Raw genomic sequence first — 16,959 nt, 5'->3', positions numbered from 1 at the left:
TGTTGAAGAAGGCGCCGCTTCAATAAATCACGGGCTTCTCGGCCTGTCCCGGTTCGTTACTCAAAAATTACGGTGTTGCCATGTCTTTTGATTTTCGCTTTGCATCGATGGACGATATCGACGATCTGGTCGAATTGGAGCAGGAGTGTTTTACGCTTGACCGATTGAATCAGCGCAACTTCAACTGGATGCTCAGTCGAGCCAATGCATCTCTGATCGTCGCCACCTCGGGCGAAAAACTGGCCGGATATGTCTTGGTGCTTTTTCACCGAGGCACTTCGCTTGGACGCTTGTATTCCATTGCCGTCAGCCCCGCATGGCGAGGGCATAACCTTGGCCAGCGTCTGCTGGATGAAGCCCAGGCCTGCGCGTTAGCGCGCAATTGCGCATGGCTGCGGCTGGAGGTGCGCGCTGATAACCCCGCCGCCATTCGGCTCTATGAAGCGAATGGGTTCCATCGATTCGCAATCGTCGAGAACTACTACGAAGATCACGCTGAGGCGGTGCGCTACGAGAAACGCATCCTGTGTGATGCTCCAACACCCGCACGCCAGGTGCCCTATTACCAGCAGACCACCGATTTCACGTGCGGCGCTGCGTGTCTGCTAATGGCCATGGCAGCGATCGACGCGAGCCGTCCCATGAGTCGCTCGGAGGAGATACAACTCTGGCGCGAGGCGACCACCGTTTTCATGACAGCAGGGCACGGTGGCTGCAGCCCCCAAGGAATGGCGTTGGCGGCATGGCGACGCGGTTATGACGTGCGTCTGGAAGTCAGTCATTCGGGCTCGCTTTTTCTGCACGGCGTACGTAGCCCGCAGAAGAAGTCCATCATGAAGCTGGTGGAGGAAGGGTTTGCCCAAGACTTGGCTGAAACAAGTGTTAAACAGGTTCTCGCCTCTTCTCTGGACGTCGGCGCTGCATTGAAAGCCGGATTCAGGCCAGTGGTGCTGATCAGCAGCTATCGATTCACCCGATTGAAAGCCCCGCACTGGGTGATCATTACAGGCTGCGACGATGAGTTCGTGTACCTGCATGACCCAGATATCGACCATAGCAAGCTGAAACGCGGCCTGGACTGCCAGCACTTGCCGGTTAGCCATGAGGAATTCCTTCGCATGACGGTGTTTGGTATTCAGCGCGTTCGTGCCGCCGTAATGCTGCGCGCACGCTGAACCTTCGTAAACGCTCACCTGTCAGAACAAAAAAGCGGGTCGCTAAATGGGACCGCACGAGATATGTGGCATACCGGAATGTTCAGAAGGTGCCCGCAGTTTCGACATTTTCATAGGCGGCACAGTTACCAGCAGGGACGTTCCGATGCAGCAAGACAGCTCTGTGGACCAAATCATTGTGATCGGTGCTTCCAGCGGTGGATTAGAGGCGTTGCGAACATTGCTTGAACAGCTTCCAGCCGACCTGGACGCTTCGGTTTTTATAACGATGCACATAGGCGACCAACCGAGTTTGCTGCCACGTCTTCTTGCTACGGCGACCTCCCTGGATGTCGACTTCGCCTTGTCCGGAGAAAAAATAAAGAGCGGTCGTATTTATGTTGCACCACCGGATCGACACCTACTGATCAAACGCGGAACGATACGGCTGGTCCGGAGCGCTAAAGAAAACCATTCTCGCCCTGCAATTGATCCCATGTTCCGATCCGCTGCCATCAGCTACGGGGACAGAACAATAGGAGTGATCCTCACGGGTGAGCTTGATGATGGGGTCGTCGGCCTTCAGGCGATCAAGGCTTACGGAGGCATGGCGTTTGCTCAAGATCCAAAGACAGCTGAAGCTCCTTCCATGCCTGCGAGCGCTCTCCGTCATGTTGAGGTGGATGTCTGCTTGCCGCTGGGCGAACTGGGCAATGCTCTGGGGCGAACTATCCAGCAGCGCGCTACTGAAGCTCCGCCAGCCCGGACGTTTAGTCGCATCGAACCGTATGCTACTGAACACGACCTTACTGAAGATCTAAGTTCAGGTGGAGCATATGCTTTAGATGCGATAGGTAAGGTCTCAGGATTGTCTTGCCCAGAATGCGGGGGCTCATTATGGGAGCTGGGAGCTTCGCCCCCGCGCTTTCGTTGCCACACTGGGCATGGCTATACCTCCACCGCATTATTACAAGCCCAAAGCGAAACGATTGAAGAGGCTTTATGGGTGGCAATTCGGGCAATGCACGAAAAACAGTTACTGCTAGGTAGACAGATTCAAAATGGCAGAGATTCCGGGCGAACCAGCGCCGTACAAGAGTACGAACTCGCAAGGGAGGGGCTTGAAAGCCACAAGGAGACGCTTCGAGTTTTGGTGACGAAGCTACGCCCTGTTTCAGGCTCGTGATCCAGGCGCCCCCATGTCGAGTCTGCACACGATGCTGCTACAAACTGAACGTTGGGCATCCATTGACTCATTTCAGGCGATCAAGTCGTGGGCCGCGCAACACTGGTCTCCCGGGTACACCGGACGTCTGAACTCGAAACACATTCCTGGAGCCAGCCAACCAATTTGCCCACCCACTTCGGTGATGAGACTGGCAGTGAGAAGGTCATGGGCAATGGGCGCCGCGAACCGGCGAGTGCAAAACGGCGGCGCAAGGCGTCACGTCCGACCATCTTCGGATAAACGGCCTATTCTTGAACTTTCGGTCTCCATACGGTGTAGTTCAACGAGGAAAAATACCCGCGGGCGGCGGTCCGCGCGGGCGAGGGGCTGCTGCGGATAGCAGGCACGCGGTGTCCTGCGAAAACAGAGAAAGTTAGTCAGGTCAAGGACTTGGGTCCGATGAGTTGTTGTCAGGACTACGTGGCTGGATCTGAAATGCTCTTGCCTGTGCGGCCCAGGAAAATAGATCGTTGTATGTAAGAAACGTTTGCTCCTCGATGCCATCCGTGTAGCTGTAGCCAAACAGTTTAAGCCCGATCTTGTCGTCTTTTATCGCATCACTCGGCTGCATAAGCAGCCACCTCAGATAACGTGAAAAATTTTCGGCGGTGAGACCTATGCTTTTGATATTTTTTCTGAGGTAGCTTTCTGCTTCGTGGTGCTGACCTTCTGATGAGAGATCCTTCACGGCATCGCAGAAGGCGAGAACCTCTCTGCAACAAACAAGAGACCGGTAGACTCCCATTTCGCATCGCAGGTTTGATAAACGTTGTTTGACGCCCCAGGCCACGAAGTGGGCCTGATCGTGCAGGGCTTTGAAGTTTGTGCTTGTTCTCAGTCGAGCACAGAGGGTGCAGGCCGACTGCTTCACGGATTCGCTTTTCAACGTGTGTTTTGCAGATTTGAACTCGATGAGAAAGAAGTGCTCCCCGACGGCGAAAAACTCATCCGCATTCAGTTTCCTGTCGGCTGCATTGACCGGCGCATTCATGTCAACATGCCCCATCGATTGACAAGCCGAGCGCAGGTTCTTCCTGAAGCGCTCGATTACGCTGTCTTCAACGCCTTCCATTCATAACTCCTGATCAAGGTAAAGGGCAAATCTACGTTCTCAACCGCTTGGCAACAGCATTTGCATCAACTGTTGCAATAGAGATCGATTCTTCGTTGATTCTTTTTTCGTCTGCAACAGAATTTCCTAACGCCGTATTCGCCGCTCTTCACTTCAAGCACGAGCAGCCCTTTTTTCGGATGGCCGATCAAAAAATCGATCTCTCCAGACGGCTTTGCTTGAGGGGCATCCTTGTTCACAGCTGAGCAGAGCCAAGGAAGGCTATGGATGACAACGTAGTCGTCCGGTAGCTCCGTTTTGAAGCTGGTGTAGAAATCTCGTTCACCCTTGCTGTTAGTGTCGCAAGGTCTGTGGTCAGGAATCATCCTTGCCATCAATGCAGCGCCTTCTACTGATTTTTACTCAATACTCCGCAGGTGGGCCTGAGGCGCGTGAGGTCCTCGGGCGGCACGGGATTGGATAGGGTAATTAGGGTTCTTCGCGAACCTGCATCCAGTCGAAAAAATCTTCGGATGCAAAGCCGACGCTGCAGTTGGCGTCGAACCGCTCGTTGATTCTTATGAGAGTCATCCGCTGAGCTTCTTGTGGTGAGGTTGGGAAGAAAGCTCCACCAGGTTCGCTGTGCATGAAGCAATCGCCGAGCTTGGCTCCGCAGTTTTCGCAGTGATTCATCAGGTAACGGCTGCCTACCGTTTTGCTGTAGGCCTGCTTGAACTTGTTGGTGAAGTGATGGATCTGCTTCGTGACCAAGGGAGAGAGGCTGGCGATGTTGGAGACTGTTCCGCGATATCCATGGCACTTCCATTCGCCGAGGTTGCTTGTGAGCGCGAAATCTTCGTCCTCATCCTCGTAGTAATCGAACTCTTCGTGTTGCTCGGGCAGCTTAAATGAAAACACGCGGGTCAAATTAGAGCAGCCCCAGCAGTCGCACACGGACTCCATGACGTAGTAATACGGTGCTCTTACACAAAATTCAGGTCCGTGCTCCAAGTCTGCGTGTTCTGTTACGGGCAGCCATTGAGCCAAGGGGGCGATGTCGACCCCCTCGGGGATGTACCAAGTCTTCAGGCTTGGGTCCCATCTGGCACCGAGTGATTTCGCTTCATCTTTTTCTGAGAAGGGGACTTTCAGGTCAATCCTTGCCATTTCTGTATCCATACGTATTGCTCATCAGTAAGCGCAGCTTTAACCTAAATCGACTTATGGAATCTTGATACCCAACGCATTCAGCGATGGCGTATCCATCCGGCCATTCACGGTCAGCCCACTGTCCATCTGAAAGGCCATCAAAGCACCACGTGTCGCTTTGCCCATCACACCATCAATGGTGCCTTGGTAATACTGGCGGACCATGAGCGCCGTCTGCACACGGGTGACCAAGTTGCTTTTCTGTTCATTGGTCGCGCGGCTTTTTGAAGTGCTTGAACTTGTCCCGCTGGTAGTGCCAGACGACTGATAAAGGCTGTTGCCACTTGAGGTGCTGCTCGAAGCACTCGGCGCGCTGTAGCTTCGGGTGCTGGTAGCGGGTGGGCTGTAGTAGCGAGGTGCGCTATAGCCACCCGAGCCGCTGTAATGAGAACTGTGCGAACTGTGGGACCGGTGAGAACTGTGCGAGCGATGTGCCGCATAGATGTTGACGGTGTCTGGCGCATTGAGCGTATCGGCAAATACTGGGGGCTGTAGCTTGTCGTTGGGTTGCCAGTTCGCATCGGCGAGTGACAGATGGCCCGTCTGTGCCAGGGTAGTACCAGCCATTGGCAGCAAGCTGATCCCACTGATCAGGACTTTCCAGCGGTCGAGCAATTTCAATGTGCACTCCTTGCATAGGCGCTAAAGGCCTCGGTCGATAGTAGTTGTACGCCGCGGCTCTGCCAGCGGTCAGTATGGGATTTGAAGAAGCCAGAGCAATGTTCGACGGCAGCGCATTGCTGGCAGGTATCGATGAACAGGTTCTTCCAGTCCGAGATGCTCTGGCGGGCGAAACGCGAGAGGTGGGCGGGGATGAGGCACAGGGGCAAGTTATAGATCGAAACCGGCACTCCGCGGTTGAACAGGAAATACACGGCCTGGCTCAACGACTCCTGATAGTCCAGCGGGTCGATCCACAGTTCTTCGTAGTTCTTCCTGGCCAGGCCGGTACTTTCGATACCCATTAGCGCAACATGCCGCACGAAGGGCAGGTTCCTGAACACGTAGTGGGCGAGCTCTGGCAAACGTGGCGTGGTCAGGCGATTGAGTACCACGCGTATCTCGATGATCTGGTTGGCGCGCGCCAGGTTGTAAAGACCTTGCAGCGTTTCGCTGAACGCGCCTGGAGCCTGCACCACATGGTCATGGTCTTCGGCATTGTCGGCATACAGCGGGATGCCCCAGCTCAACTGAGGGTGGCCAATGGCTGAGAGCGCTGCGATCCAGCTCGGGTCTTGGAACAGACGCCCGTTGCTGAGCACATGAATGGATTTCTGCGGCAAAACGGTTTTGCACTTGGCCAGGATTTCGAGCAGGCCGTCGCGATAAAGCGTGGGTTCTCCGCCGCTGATTCCCAGATTTTCCTCGCCCGGGTCCATCAGGTCGATCAGCCGTAGGTTCTCCTCGATGTGCCAACGGTCATCGATATCTTTTGGCGGCTGCGAGCACATCAGACAGAGGCTGTTGCAACGATCAGTCATGAACAGCAGGTTGCTGTCTGAGCCTCGTCGATAGAGCACTCGCACCATCGCGTTGTCTGGTGTGATGGCAATGACATCTCCGGGCTGAACGACATCCGCATCTTTAGGCGTGTGCAGGTGTGGCCGCGCGCTGTCGAAGTCGCCGATCAATGGCTCCGGGATCAGGAATCCACCTACTGGTAATGAGAGCAGATGCGGGCTCCGTAGCCGCTCTTCGTTTGGCAGCCAAAGCAGCAGGTCACCGAATTCAGCGCTTCCGGCACAAACAGCCAGGCCTTGTTCGATGAACTCATCCAGAGTGATGACCTTGAGCAGTTTCGGCTCATTCAGGTGATGGATTTCGAAGTGGGTCTCTTTGCGAAGCATCGCCATCAGCCCCGATAACCCGGAAACCGGACATCGTTGTAAGAGCGCCTGTTCAACCAAGACAGCAGTACCCTCTGCACGTTGTCGTCGCCATCGTAAAGCAAGCCGAAAAGATGCTTCAGCAGCCCCATGTTCTTCTCGCAGAAGCTGCTGAACACTCGGTGTCCGATCGGGTCAGCTTGGCGGGCATAGTGTTCGACGGGGTCAGCACCACAGTACGGGACAAGTGCGCAGTCGGAGCAGCCCGGCAGCGCCTCTGCTACACCACTGGCGAGCAACGCATTCATAACGGGCGATGCGAGTAATTCAGACAAAGGTTGCTGCACGGTGCCGAGCCTCAAGCCGTCTTCACCCATCTCCAGCAACATTCGGGCTTCGTCCGAGGGATAGACGTAACCGTCATAGTTGTAAACTAGCGCCGCAGTGCCTGCGCCAGCAGGGGAGCGCAGGTCTACATAGCCGGAGGAGAAGGGTGTCAGGATATTCTTCAGCAACAGGCTCGTATAACTCTCTGAGAGGTATACGCCCTGTTGGTTGACATGCAGCAAATAGGCCAGTGCCTTCTTGTAGAAGGCCAGGTATCGCTCAATAGGGTAATCAAGTCGATGGGCACTCTTGGTGGCAAACCCATAAGGGCTCAGAGGCCGAAGCGAGATGCTGGAGAAGCCCTGGTTTACATACTCATCGATGATCGCTTCGGGTTGTTCGAGGCTTCTTGAAGTCAGCGTGGTCAGCGCGGAAACTGCATCATGGCCAAGGCGCTCACGGACCCACTGGATGCCTTTTACAGTGCGTTCGTAGGAGTCTCGTGACGGAGTAGGGCGGTTGGCATTGTGCAAGGGCGCCGGCCCATCGAGCGAGGTCGAAAACTGGATGCGATTTTGTTCTGCGAAGTCGAGTATTTCCTCCGTCAGGTGGTGCAGCGTGGTGGTGATGACGAACTGGATATCCCGTTGTTCGACCACGTTCCGGTCAACGACCCATTCGACAATCTGGCGGACGCGCTCGAAGGCTAGAAGCGGCTCGCCACCCTGAAACTCCACAGCCAGGGCGGGAGCGTTCGATTCGAACAGGCGATCGACCGCCGCCTGTGCATCCGCTTCCGACAGGTCGTGGCCGGATCCTCCCAGAGGGGCCCGCGACACCTGGCAGTACTGGCAGGTGTGGTTGCAGCGCAATGTAACCACGAACAAGTGCAGTGCAGGGCCCTGGAAGAGGAAGTCCTTGCGGCTGCGATACTGCGCGGCCATTTCCGGGAACGGGTCGTGGCGGCCTGGTTCGTAGATGAAGTGGCGGGCCAGCAGGTCCTTGTAAAAAGGCGTACTTGCTTGAACGTCGAAGTAACTGAGGGCTCGTAATTGCGCGTCGTTCACGTGCATGTACTCACCGGTATCGGAGGTGAGCAGGATGTCACGGTCATGTCCCGTGTTCATGCGCATGAATCGAAAAGGCAGCAAGCGGTAGTGCTTGGCGTCTGTCGCGATCAGTGTCACTGCGAAATCCCACATCCAGCGAGCGCGGCTCGAGCCAGGACTTCGCGCAACGCTGCTGTTTCGCGGTTGATATGGTCGCGTAGGGCGAAGTCGTTCAGATGCTGGAGGATCAGCGAGTGAGCCTGCTCCGGGGAAAGCGTTAGCCTTGCTTCAGCGGGGTGGGCCGTGAGGCTTATCTGATTGGCTTCAATACCGACCTGGATCGCGACAGTGTCGGCCAGGGAGTAAGCGGCGCGTTGCACCACGCTGAGCGGGTAGGCTGCGCTGTCGAGTTTCAGCGTGACTGGCCATGTCATCGGAAGCGGTCCTTCAAATCCGTTGGGAACGTGTGGATTTTGCCGGTTGCCGAGGCATTATGCCATCATAATTTTTTACATTTGCACGCATTTGTCCAGCGTGGTGGGTGGTGGGCTCACTACGGCTCGGCCATTGATACGGGGTAGGGCCGAGGGTTCATATCTCCCTCCGTGCATCCATCCTCATCAATAGCCCACTTGGCCTAAGGCTGGGGGCATCCTTTTCAAACCATCCAAAGCATGCCCTCAGATGTGCCCCCAATGTAGCAATCCACTGGAAGTGAATGGAGCTCCATGGTTTGTGGAAAGGCAGAAATGACCAGCTAAACAGTCTGCCCGACGACGCCTAAAGACTATCAGGATCCCCAAAAAACATCTGAATCCGCGACCGCAACCAACGCTCGCCCGGATCGTTATCCTGCGAGCCGCGCCATGCCATGTGCAGTTCGAAGGTGCGCGTGGGCAGCGGTGGATCCTCGGCGCGCAGACCGCCAGCCGCGGTCAGGGCTTCTGCTGTGTAATCCGGGACAGTCGCGACGATGTCTGTGCCCGCCAGCAGTGTCCCCAACCCGTTGAACTGTGGCACCGCCAGCACGACGTGCCGTTTGCGTCCGAGCTTTTCCAGTTCTTCATCGACAAAACCACTGAGATCGCCGGCGAACGACACCAGCGCATGCGGCCGCGCGCAGTAATCATCCAGGCTCAACGGGCCCGGCACCGTGTCGGCGCGCAGCAGTTTCGGGGCGCTGCGGCGCAAGACTTTGCGTTTGGCGTTGGCCGGCAGGTCGGTGGTGTAGCTGACGCCGATGGAGATCTCGCCGGAGGCCAGCAGGCCCGGCATCAATATGTAATTGACCCGCCGCACGACGAGCACGATGCCCGGCGCTTCGGCGCGCAGACGTTTGAGCAGCATCGGCAGCAGGGCGAACTCGACGTCATCGGACAGGCCGATGCGGAACACCGAGGTGCTGGTCGCCGGATCGAAATCCGCGGCGCGGCTGACCGCAGTGGAAATCGAATCGAGGGCAGGCGAGAGCAGGGCGAAGATTTCCACCGCGCGGGCGGAGGGCTCCATGCTGCGCCCAGTGCGCACGAACAGCGGATCATCGAACAGGCTGCGCAGGCGAGAAAGCGCCGCGCTGATGGCCGGTTGGCCGAGGAAGAGCTTTTCCGCGGCCCGAGTCACACTGCGTTCGTGCATCAATGTTTCGAACACGATCAGCAGGTTCAGGTCGACACGACGCAGGTCATTACGATTCATCTGGAGTCCTGGCAGAGTCATCAAGCTTGACGAGAGCGGCCATATGAGAACAATGGCCGGCATGAATCTTACGGGGAAAGGCTGGTACTCTGCACCGGAAAATTCAGCTTTACCGAGACGGCGACCACAGTTTTTTCAACGTTTGTGCCCGTGCCGCTTCTGCTGCGGAATCAATGACAGGCATGTCGACTATTAATAGCCACTGATGGTCTTGGGTCAAAAGCCCAGATAGAGTTCATGGCATTAGAGGTTACTTTGACGAGGTTTGCGATGTCCCGCACGATCCGTTTTCACAAGTTTGGTCCGGCCGAGGTGCTCAAATGCGAAGAGCATGCGGCCGCTCAGCCAGGTCCTGGCGAAGTGCAGGTGCGTGTCGAGGCGATCGGCATCAGCTGGTACGACACGTTATGGCGTCAGAACCTGGCCTCGTCACAGGCACGGCTGCCTTCGGGCCTGGGTCATGAAATGGCGGGGGTGGTCACTGCCGTCGGCGCCGATGTCGAAGACCTCAGCGTCGGTGACAAAGTCGCCAGTTTCCCGGCCGAAAGCCCGAACGACTATCCGGTTTACGGCGAGTCGATCGTGTTGCCGCGTACCGCGCTGACCCGTTACCCGGATGTACTCAGCCCGATCGAAGCCAGCGTGCATTACACGCCGCTGTTGATCGCCTACTTTGCCTACGCCGATCTGGCGCGGGTCAAGCCCGGGCAGTTTGCCCTGGTCACCGACGCGAGTCATTGCGCCGGCCCCTCGTTTGTCCAGTTGGGCAAGGCGCTGGGCGTGCGGGTCATTGCCGCGACCAAAACGGCGGAAGAGCGCGAGTATCTGCTGTCCCTCGGCGCGGAAAAGGTGATTGTCACCGAGGAAGAAGATCTGTTGATGCGCATCAACAAGATCACCGACAACCGTGGCGTCGATGTAGTCTTCGATGGCCTTGGCGGCCCGCAGATGTCATTGCTTGGCGATGTTCTCGCACCGCGCGGCAGCCTCGTCTTGTACGGCCTGCAGGGTGGTAACCAGACGCCATTCCCGGCGTGTGCAGCGTTCCAGAAGAACATCCAGTTCTTTGTGCACTGCATCGGCAACTTCACTGGCAAGCCGGAACTGGGCATCACTCAGGATCACGTCGCCCTGCAACGTGCCCTGCGCGACATCAACCAGTTGACCGCTGACCGTGTGTTGCTGCCGCTCAAGACTCGCGTGTTCGCGTTCAACGAGTTCGTCGAAGCTCACCGCTACATGGACGAATGCCCTTGCCGCGAGCGGGTTGCCCTTCAAGTCGAACCGGCGTAACGCCGGCTACCAGAGTCCGTGGCCCCACGGACTCTTTTGCGTTTATGCCGCGTTGAAATACACTCCTCTCTGATCCGGGATTTTCTCGCCGCTCAGCAACTGAGCTGGTTTTTCCTGTTGATCTGTATCTACTAATCACAATGTAAGCCCTGATAATTGAGTGATTACTTTCATCTCAAGGAATGAGCCATGGCTGTGCATTCAATTTGTCTCCGGCAATATCAAACGGCTAGCGTTATTCGCTTTGTCAGGTTCTGTTTAATTGCTGTAGGCATATTCCGAAACTGCTTCTCTTTTTCTTGTACTCATTTGGCGTCGGACCTTGTCGGAAGTTTACTAGGATATTTTCGCGATATAAAAAACACATAAAAAACAAATAGATAGAGCTAGGAGATGGCTGATTTTCGAGCTTTTCTGCGCTCAAGTGTTTCAAGTGACTACAACTTTGTAAGTGTTAGCATTTGGGCGTCTATTACTTATTGATGAATTGCCATGCAGCAGAGACTCCAGTCTGCATGGCGTGAAATTTCGATTCCGGGTAAATACTGATGAGCACGATCCATGATCAGGCAATGAACTATGTCTACCAGCAAGTGTTACAACGCTTGCTGGGTTTCTTCTCGCGCGCAGAACGCACTGCATTGCAGTTATTGATCCAGCGCCTGGTCGCAGCGGCTGGCGGCATGGATAACATCGGGCATTTCAAGGTGCTGGTGAATCAGTCCGGGTCTCGCGACAGCTGCTACACGCTGGCCTTGCTTCGGGCGGCGCAGTTGAGTATCGCTGGGCGTGCCCCGGCGACCTTCCAGCTGCGCGTGGCAACGCTGCGTTGGAATGGCGAACGTCCCGCGGCCTTGCAGAACATGCACCGCAGCTACAGTGCGCTGTTCCTTTACGACGATCCTCGGGTCGAATTGCTGATGGTGGACCACTGCGAGGTTTTGCCGTTCGACCATCGTGCGCCCGTCAGCGAGGCGGGGCGCGAGGCCAGCCGCATCAATCTGATGCTGGTCGGCCATTGCCGCAACTGGATTGAAACGCTGGAACTATGGGATGACGCTTACCTGGCAGCGGCCGATTATTACGGCCAGATTGCCCGCTGGAATAACGGCGTCGATGCCATGGTCAGTACCGAATCGACAGCCAGCCAGCAGCACTTTATCGACGGATTGAATCGTGCAGTGCAGCGGGTAGGGCTGGCCGGTCCGCTGCCGGGTGGCGCCGGATTCGACATGCTGTTCGCGCTGCTCGACGGGCTGGGTAATGACTTTTACCGTGGGTTCAATATCGAGGAAGAACGTGCGCAATGGCGTCCCGAAGGCCAATTTGAAACCTGCCGGCGTGCCCACTTCATCGACATCATCGACATCAACGACATGATCGTCGGCGGGCCTGAGGAGCGCTGGCCGCTGCTTGGCGATTTTCTCGAGTTCGATGCCGATGACCTGACGCTTTACCCCTGTGACGAGCCCTTCGCGGACCCGTTGGTTTCGGCGCATTTGCGCGGGTTGCATGCACAGTTCATTGAGGGGCGGACGTATCAGGCGGGCGTCAGTGATTACCTCGAGGCGCGGTTGGTCAGGATGCGTAAGGAGTCAGTGCCCGAGCCGGTTTGCGAGCAGTTGCTGGCATGCCTCGGCAATGTGCAGCCATCTGACCATTTGCACGCGGCAGAGAGTTATCTGTTGAAGAGCTTCGACCTTAATGAAGTGCAGCTGACGTGCCTGCTGTTCGCGCCGTTCATCGATGCAGGTGCCGGTCTTGAACGGTTCCTGCGCAATTGCCATCCGGGGATGCTGGTCGCGATGCCGGAGCTGCACCGTGCAATGCAGGGCTTGCAGGCACCGGAGCAAGTTCTGAAGTGGATGACCGACGTCAGCGGATTGCCGACCGTCTTGATCGAACGTCTCTATGCAATGGGGCCGGTGCAAATCTCGGCCGTGCGCGAAAGTGCATCACGCGATGGTTGCCAGGGCGGGACGGGGACTGTGCCGGCAGTCGAGCGGTCGACGGAAAGCTGAGTGTGAGCCATTTGTCAGGATTTGCGTCGGTGTTTACGGAACCGGCGTTGTGAAAGCGCCGCGGGAAAATGACTTCGTTTATCAGGCGGTCTACCGGTATCTGACGATGCTGATTGAAGAAGCGGGAAGTCATGCGCCGGTGCGCATGCCTTCATTGCGGCAATTGGCAGACCGGCTGAATGTGTCGATCTCGACCGTGCAGTACGCGTACTCCTTGCTGGAAAAAGAGGGCCGGGTGTACTCAATCGCCAAGTCGGGCTATTACGCACCAGCGCTTTTGGCGACAGACACGCCCGACAGTGGTAGTGATCTGCTCGAAACCGTGTACGTCAACGCCCGTCGCCCAGGGATGTGTGTGTTGAGCGCCGACGAGCCGGCTTCGCTGCAACCGTTGGATAGCCCCTTGTTGACGCTTGAGCGAGAACTCTTGCGTCAGTATCCACGACAATTGCAAACGATCGCGCAGCCCTGCGGCGAGCTGGAATTGCGCACGGTGCTGGCCGCACGCTACACCACCTCCACGGCCAACTGCTGGTATGCCGATGACGTTTACGTTGGCGCCGACCTGCGTGGCGTACTGGAAATCCTGATCTCGGTACTGCAATTGCGTCAGGCGACTGTGGTGGTGGAGTCGCCTTGCGACTGGGTAATCCTGCGCCTGCTGGATGCGGCCGAAGTGCGGGTCATCGAGCTGCCCGTGCTGGCCGAGGGTGCGCTGGATCTGATGGCGCTGGAGGGGTTGCTCAAACGTGAACCGGTCAAGCTGGTTCTGTTGTCATCCGCGCTGAGCATGCCTCAGGGCAATCTGTTATCTGCGGCCAACTGCCAGGCTATCGCCCATCTGCTGGGCTGCCACGGCACTTGGGTGCTGGAGAACGATTGTTATAGCGAACTCGATGAATCGGGCAGCGGCCAGCGTCTGCGTGACTGGCTTGATCCTGATCGCCTGCTGGTGTTTTCAACATTCGAGAAATTCATGGGTGCCGAGGCGCCGTTCGGTTTTGTGCTATCGCGCCACTGGCGCAGCGAGCTGCAGCGACATTTTCTGCTGCGTGCGTTTCGCCTGTCGCCGATCCGCCAGAAAGCCATTGCCAGACTCCTGGGAAGCGGACGGCTGGACCAACATCTGGCCGTCCTGCGGCGAATGCTCAAGGAGCGTCGCACGCAGTTGATTCAGTTATTGCGCGAGCGCCTGGTGGACGCGCTGCACATGGTCGAACCGCAGGGTGGGGCGACCGTCTGGGTGGGGTCGTTACGTCCGGTGGACATGGAACGTGTGTTTCATCGTCTGCTCAGGCAGCAAATCATCGTTGCGCCGGGATCGCTGTTCAGTCTCGAGGGATTGCACAGCGATTACCTGCGTTTGAGCTCGCTGGGGCATGGCGAGCGCGATCTGGGCACTGTCATCGGCTTGCTGGGCGATGCCTTGCGCTTGTCCCAGCGTGGATAACGTTAAAAAACATCGGGCGCACTTCGGAAACATCCCTTCGCCCCGCGGTCAAACTGCCAGTAAACTGCGCTGTATTTCCTGAACCACTCGATTTCAGAGGTTTTGCATGACACTCAGTCCTTTTGCGGGCAAACCGGCACCGGCAGACTTGTTGGTCGACATCCCGCGACTGGTTACGGCCTATTACACCGGCCAGCCTGATGCATCGGTTTCCACCCAGCGTGTGGCGTTCGGTACATCCGGCCACCGGGGCAGCTCCTTCGACTTGAGTTTCAATGAATGGCACGTGCTGGCCATCAGCCAGGCGATTTGCCTGTACCGCGAAGCCCAGGGCATCACCGGTCCGCTGTTCGTTGGCATCGACACGCATGCACTGTCGACCCCGGCCGGGGCGAGCGCACTGGAAGTACTTGCTGCCAACGGTGTCACCGTGATGATTGCCGAAGGCGATGAGTACACGCCAACGCCGGCGATCTCCCACGCCATTCTTTGCTATAACCGTGGCCGTACCTCGGGTCTGGCTGACGGTATCGTCATTACACCGTCGCACAACCCGCCACAAAGCGGTGGCTATAAATACAACCCGACCAATGGCGGTCCGGCTGATACGCACATCACCAAGTGGATCGAAGCCAAGGCCAACGAATTGCTCGCCAACAAACTGGCGGGTGTAAAGCGCATCAGCTACGAGCAGGCACTCAAGGCCAACACCACCCATCGTCACGATTACCTGAACACCTACGTTGCCGACCTGATCAACGTCATCGATTTCGACGCCATCTGTGACGCCAAACTGCGTCTGGGCGTCGATCCGCTGGGCGGAGCAGGGGTGCGCTACTGGTCCGCCATTGCCGAGCACTATCGTCTTGATCTTGATGTGGTGAACAAAGAAGTCGATTCGACGTTTCGTTTCATGACCGTCGACTGGGACGGGCAGATCCGCATGGACCCGTCGTCCAGCCATGCCATGCAAGGTCTGATCGGCCTCAAAGAGCGTTTCGACGTCGCGTTCGCTTGCGACCCTGACCACGATCGCCATGGCATCGTTACGCCATCCGGTGGCTTGCTCGCGCCGAACAATTACCTGGCCGTGTCCATTGATTATCTGTTCCAGAACCGTGAGCAATGGCGCGCCGATGCGGCGGTGGGTAAAACCGTGGTCAGCAGTGGCCTGATCGATCGCGTTGCCAAGCGTCTGGGGCGTCGCCTGTACGAGGTGCCGGTCGGCTTCAAGTGGTTCGCTGACGGTCTGTTTGACGGTTCGCTCGGTTTTGGTGGGGAAGAGAGCGCCGGCGCATCGTTCCTGCGCAAGGACGGCGGTGTCTGGAGTACCGACAAGGACGGTCTGATTCCGGCATTGCTCGCCGCCGAAATGACCGCGCGTACCGGTCGCGATCCAAGCCAGGCTTACCGCGCGCTGACCGATGAACTGGGCGAGCCGTTCTCGGTTCGCGTCGACGCCAAGGCCAACCCACAGCAGAAAGCCCTGCTGAGCAAGCTGTCGCCCGAGCAGGTGACCTCGACTGAGCTGGCCGGTGAGCCGATCCAGCGCATTCTCAGTCATGCGCCGGGCAACGATCAGGCCATCGGAGGCCTGAAGGTGATGACTGAAAACGGCTGGTTCGCGGCGCGTCCATCGGGTACCGAGGACATCTACAAGATCTACGCCGAAAGCTTCGTCGGTGAGGACCACCTCAAGCAATTGGTGGCAGAAGCGCAAACACTGGTGGATGGCGCCATTTCCGGCCAGTGACAGCACAAAAAAAGGGGCGACCTCAAGGTCGCCCCTTTTTTTGCCTGCGATTTACGCCAGATCCACCAGCACGATTTCGCTGTCCTCGATGGCTGTGACTGTCAGCACCTGCTCATGGGCCACCGCCACGCCATCGCGCGCCTGAGCGCGTAAACCGTTGACGTCGATCACGCCGGTCGCCGGAACCAGGTAGGCGCGACGACCTTCATCGAGCCGATACTCTGCGGTTTCGCCAGCCTTGATGTTGGCCGCGACCAAACGAGCATTGGCGCGAATGCGCAGGCTTTGATCGTCGCCAGCCTTGCCGCTGGCGAGTGTCACGAAGCCTTCACGCTGCCCCTTGGGGAAAGGTTTCGCGCCCCATGACGGCGGTGCGCCGGTTTCGGTAGGAAGAATCCAGATCTGGAAGATTTTCGTGTGCTTGTCTTCCAGGTTGTATTCGCTGTGAGCGATGCCGGTGCCAGCACTCATCACTTGCACGTCGCCCGCTTCGGTTCGGCCCTTGTTGCCCAGGTTGTCCTGATGGGTAATCGCACCTTCGCGGACATAGGTGATGATTTCCATGTCGCGGTGCGGATGCTGAGGGAAGCCAGTGCCGGGGGCAATGATGTCGTCGTTCCACACCCGCAGGTTGCCCCAACTCATGCGGTTCGGGTCGTAGTACTCAGCGAAGGAAAAGTGGTGATGGGCATCCAGCCAGCCGTGGTGAGCACCGCCCAGGGAGTTGAAAGGTCTGAGTTCCAGCATCTTCGTCGCCTCGAAAAGTTCGCCATGGGCTGTGTCCCATGGTTGATGGAGGCGATCATCTATCAGTTAACCATCGATAAAAAGCGTAAAAACTGCGGCATGATGATCCGGTTTTTTGATCAGTTGGGCGCTGGTAATGGTCTTATCTCACCTTCA

At 57.1% G+C, this 16,959-nt stretch carries 15 protein-coding genes and 1 pseudogene; 6 read left to right on the top strand and 10 right to left on the bottom strand.

All coding sequences use genetic code 11. The features are described 5' to 3' along the window. The first annotated feature begins 80 nt into the window (after window positions 1-80). Together HU743_RS04395 and HU743_RS04390 are read left to right on the top strand one after the other, a co-directional pair. Entirely contained in the window at window positions 81-1,175 is a 1,095-nt protein-coding gene (locus HU743_RS04395; RefSeq protein ID WP_186647143.1) for a GNAT family N-acetyltransferase/peptidase C39 family protein, read from the top strand. Between the two features lie 145 nt (window positions 1,176-1,320). Then, window positions 1,321-2,340, top strand: a complete 1,020-nt coding sequence (locus HU743_RS04390; protein WP_186647142.1) for a chemotaxis protein CheB — start codon at window positions 1,321-1,323, stop codon at window positions 2,338-2,340. A 102-nt stretch (window positions 2,341-2,442) separates the two neighbouring features. On the opposite strand, the pseudogene HU743_RS27120 reads toward HU743_RS04390, so the two are convergent. The 9 genes and pseudogenes from HU743_RS27120 to HU743_RS04350 all read right to left on the bottom strand — a co-directional run. After that, window positions 2,443-2,574: pseudogene (locus tag HU743_RS27120) on the bottom strand (acyl dehydratase); the annotation flags it as partial. Window positions 2,575-2,764: 190 nt separating this feature from the next. Next, window positions 2,765-3,454 carry a hypothetical protein gene (locus tag HU743_RS04385; protein WP_186647140.1) on the bottom strand — a complete coding sequence of 230 codons (690 nt, stop codon included), beginning with the start codon at window positions 3,452-3,454 and terminating at the stop codon, window positions 2,765-2,767. Between the two features lie 65 nt (window positions 3,455-3,519). Further along, window positions 3,520-3,828, bottom strand: coding sequence for a nuclease-related domain-containing protein (locus HU743_RS04380; protein ID WP_238351687.1), 309 nt, complete (start codon window positions 3,826-3,828; stop codon window positions 3,520-3,522). 94 nt (window positions 3,829-3,922) lie between these two features. Continuing rightward, a complete protein-coding gene (locus tag HU743_RS04375; RefSeq protein WP_202883916.1) occupies window positions 3,923-4,612 on the bottom strand; it encodes a DUF5710 domain-containing protein in 690 nt (229 codons plus the stop codon). 42 nt (window positions 4,613-4,654) lie between these two features. Further along, window positions 4,655-5,263, bottom strand: a complete 609-nt coding sequence (gene hxsA / locus HU743_RS04370; RefSeq protein WP_186647138.1) for a His-Xaa-Ser repeat protein HxsA — start codon at window positions 5,261-5,263, stop codon at window positions 4,655-4,657. Beyond that, the gene (hxsC, locus tag HU743_RS04365) at window positions 5,260-6,495 is read right to left on the bottom strand and encodes a His-Xaa-Ser system radical SAM maturase HxsC (protein WP_186647412.1); all 1,236 of its coding nucleotides are present in this window, start codon (window positions 6,493-6,495) and stop codon (window positions 5,260-5,262) included. The genes hxsA and hxsC overlap by 4 nt, the downstream gene beginning before the upstream one ends. Further along, window positions 6,495-7,982, bottom strand: a complete 1,488-nt coding sequence (hxsB, locus tag HU743_RS04360) for a His-Xaa-Ser system radical SAM maturase HxsB (RefSeq protein WP_186647136.1) — start codon at window positions 7,980-7,982, stop codon at window positions 6,495-6,497. The genes hxsC and hxsB overlap by 1 nt, the downstream gene beginning before the upstream one ends. Then, on the bottom strand, window positions 7,979-8,278 hold the full coding sequence (gene hxsD, locus HU743_RS04355; RefSeq protein ID WP_186647134.1) for a His-Xaa-Ser system protein HxsD: 300 nt from the start codon (window positions 8,276-8,278) through the stop codon (window positions 7,979-7,981). The genes hxsB and hxsD overlap by 4 nt, the downstream gene beginning before the upstream one ends. Before the next feature lie 346 nt (window positions 8,279-8,624). Further along, window positions 8,625-9,539 (bottom strand): LysR family transcriptional regulator, encoded by a 915-nt coding sequence (locus tag HU743_RS04350; protein WP_016774850.1) that lies wholly within the window; start codon window positions 9,537-9,539, stop codon window positions 8,625-8,627. A 270-nt stretch (window positions 9,540-9,809) separates the two neighbouring features. Between HU743_RS04350 and HU743_RS04345 the strand changes: the two genes are divergently transcribed. From HU743_RS04345 to pgm, 4 genes are all read left to right on the top strand, one after another. Then, window positions 9,810-10,832 (top strand): zinc-dependent alcohol dehydrogenase family protein, encoded by a 1,023-nt coding sequence (locus HU743_RS04345; RefSeq protein WP_186548384.1) that lies wholly within the window; start codon window positions 9,810-9,812, stop codon window positions 10,830-10,832. Window positions 10,833-11,380: 548 nt separating this feature from the next. Then, entirely contained in the window at window positions 11,381-12,853 is a 1,473-nt protein-coding gene (locus tag HU743_RS04340; RefSeq protein ID WP_186647132.1) for a hypothetical protein, read from the top strand. 49 nt (window positions 12,854-12,902) lie between these two features. Further along, window positions 12,903-14,303 (top strand): aminotransferase class I/II-fold pyridoxal phosphate-dependent enzyme, encoded by a 1,401-nt coding sequence (locus tag HU743_RS04335; RefSeq protein WP_186647130.1) that lies wholly within the window; start codon window positions 12,903-12,905, stop codon window positions 14,301-14,303. A gap of 106 nt (window positions 14,304-14,409) precedes the next feature. Next, complete coding sequence (gene pgm / locus HU743_RS04330) at window positions 14,410-16,056, top strand: phosphoglucomutase (alpha-D-glucose-1,6-bisphosphate-dependent) (protein ID WP_186647127.1); 1,647 nt, start codon at window positions 14,410-14,412, stop codon at window positions 16,054-16,056. A gap of 51 nt (window positions 16,057-16,107) precedes the next feature. Here the strand turns inward: pgm and HU743_RS04325 are convergent, their stop codons facing one another. After that, window positions 16,108-16,803: a pirin family protein gene (locus tag HU743_RS04325; RefSeq protein ID WP_186630254.1), complete on the bottom strand. Its 696-nt coding sequence runs from the start codon at window positions 16,801-16,803 to the stop codon at window positions 16,108-16,110. Window positions 16,804-16,959 lie beyond the last annotated feature (156 nt).

This window comes from Pseudomonas sp. SWRI99 (assembly GCF_014270125.1).
Classification (GTDB): domain Bacteria; phylum Pseudomonadota; class Gammaproteobacteria; order Pseudomonadales; family Pseudomonadaceae; genus Aquipseudomonas; species Aquipseudomonas hamedanensis.
The sequence above is the reverse complement of the archived record's forward strand: the minus strand, read 5'-3'. Positions and strand labels throughout refer to the sequence as shown.

Bases quoted from the DNA above. Each gene is read 5' to 3' on its own strand.
- HU743_RS04395 (WP_186647143.1), top strand. From the start codon at position 81: ATGTCTTTTGATTTTCGCTTTGCATCGATGGACGATATCGACGATCTG.
- HU743_RS04390 (WP_186647142.1), top strand. From the start codon at position 1,321: ATGCAGCAAGACAGCTCTGTGGACCAAATCATTGTGATCGGTGCTTCC.
- HU743_RS04385 (WP_186647140.1), bottom strand. From the start codon at position 3,454: ATGGAAGGCGTTGAAGACAGCGTAATCGAGCGCTTCAGGAAGAACCTG.
- HU743_RS04380 (WP_238351687.1), bottom strand. From the start codon at position 3,828: ATGGCAAGGATGATTCCTGACCACAGACCTTGCGACACTAACAGCAAG.
- HU743_RS04375 (WP_202883916.1), bottom strand. From the start codon at position 4,612: ATGGATACAGAAATGGCAAGGATTGACCTGAAAGTCCCCTTCTCAGAA.
- hxsC (WP_186647412.1), bottom strand. From the start codon at position 6,495: ATGGCGATGCTTCGCAAAGAGACCCACTTCGAAATCCATCACCTGAAT.
- hxsD (WP_186647134.1), bottom strand. From the start codon at position 8,278: ATGACATGGCCAGTCACGCTGAAACTCGACAGCGCAGCCTACCCGCTC.
- HU743_RS04350 (WP_016774850.1), bottom strand. From the start codon at position 9,539: ATGAATCGTAATGACCTGCGTCGTGTCGACCTGAACCTGCTGATCGTG.
- HU743_RS04345 (WP_186548384.1), top strand. From the start codon at position 9,810: ATGTCCCGCACGATCCGTTTTCACAAGTTTGGTCCGGCCGAGGTGCTC.
- HU743_RS04340 (WP_186647132.1), top strand. From the start codon at position 11,381: ATGAGCACGATCCATGATCAGGCAATGAACTATGTCTACCAGCAAGTG.
- pgm (WP_186647127.1), top strand. From the start codon at position 14,410: ATGACACTCAGTCCTTTTGCGGGCAAACCGGCACCGGCAGACTTGTTG.
- HU743_RS04325 (WP_186630254.1), bottom strand. From the start codon at position 16,803: ATGCTGGAACTCAGACCTTTCAACTCCCTGGGCGGTGCTCACCACGGC.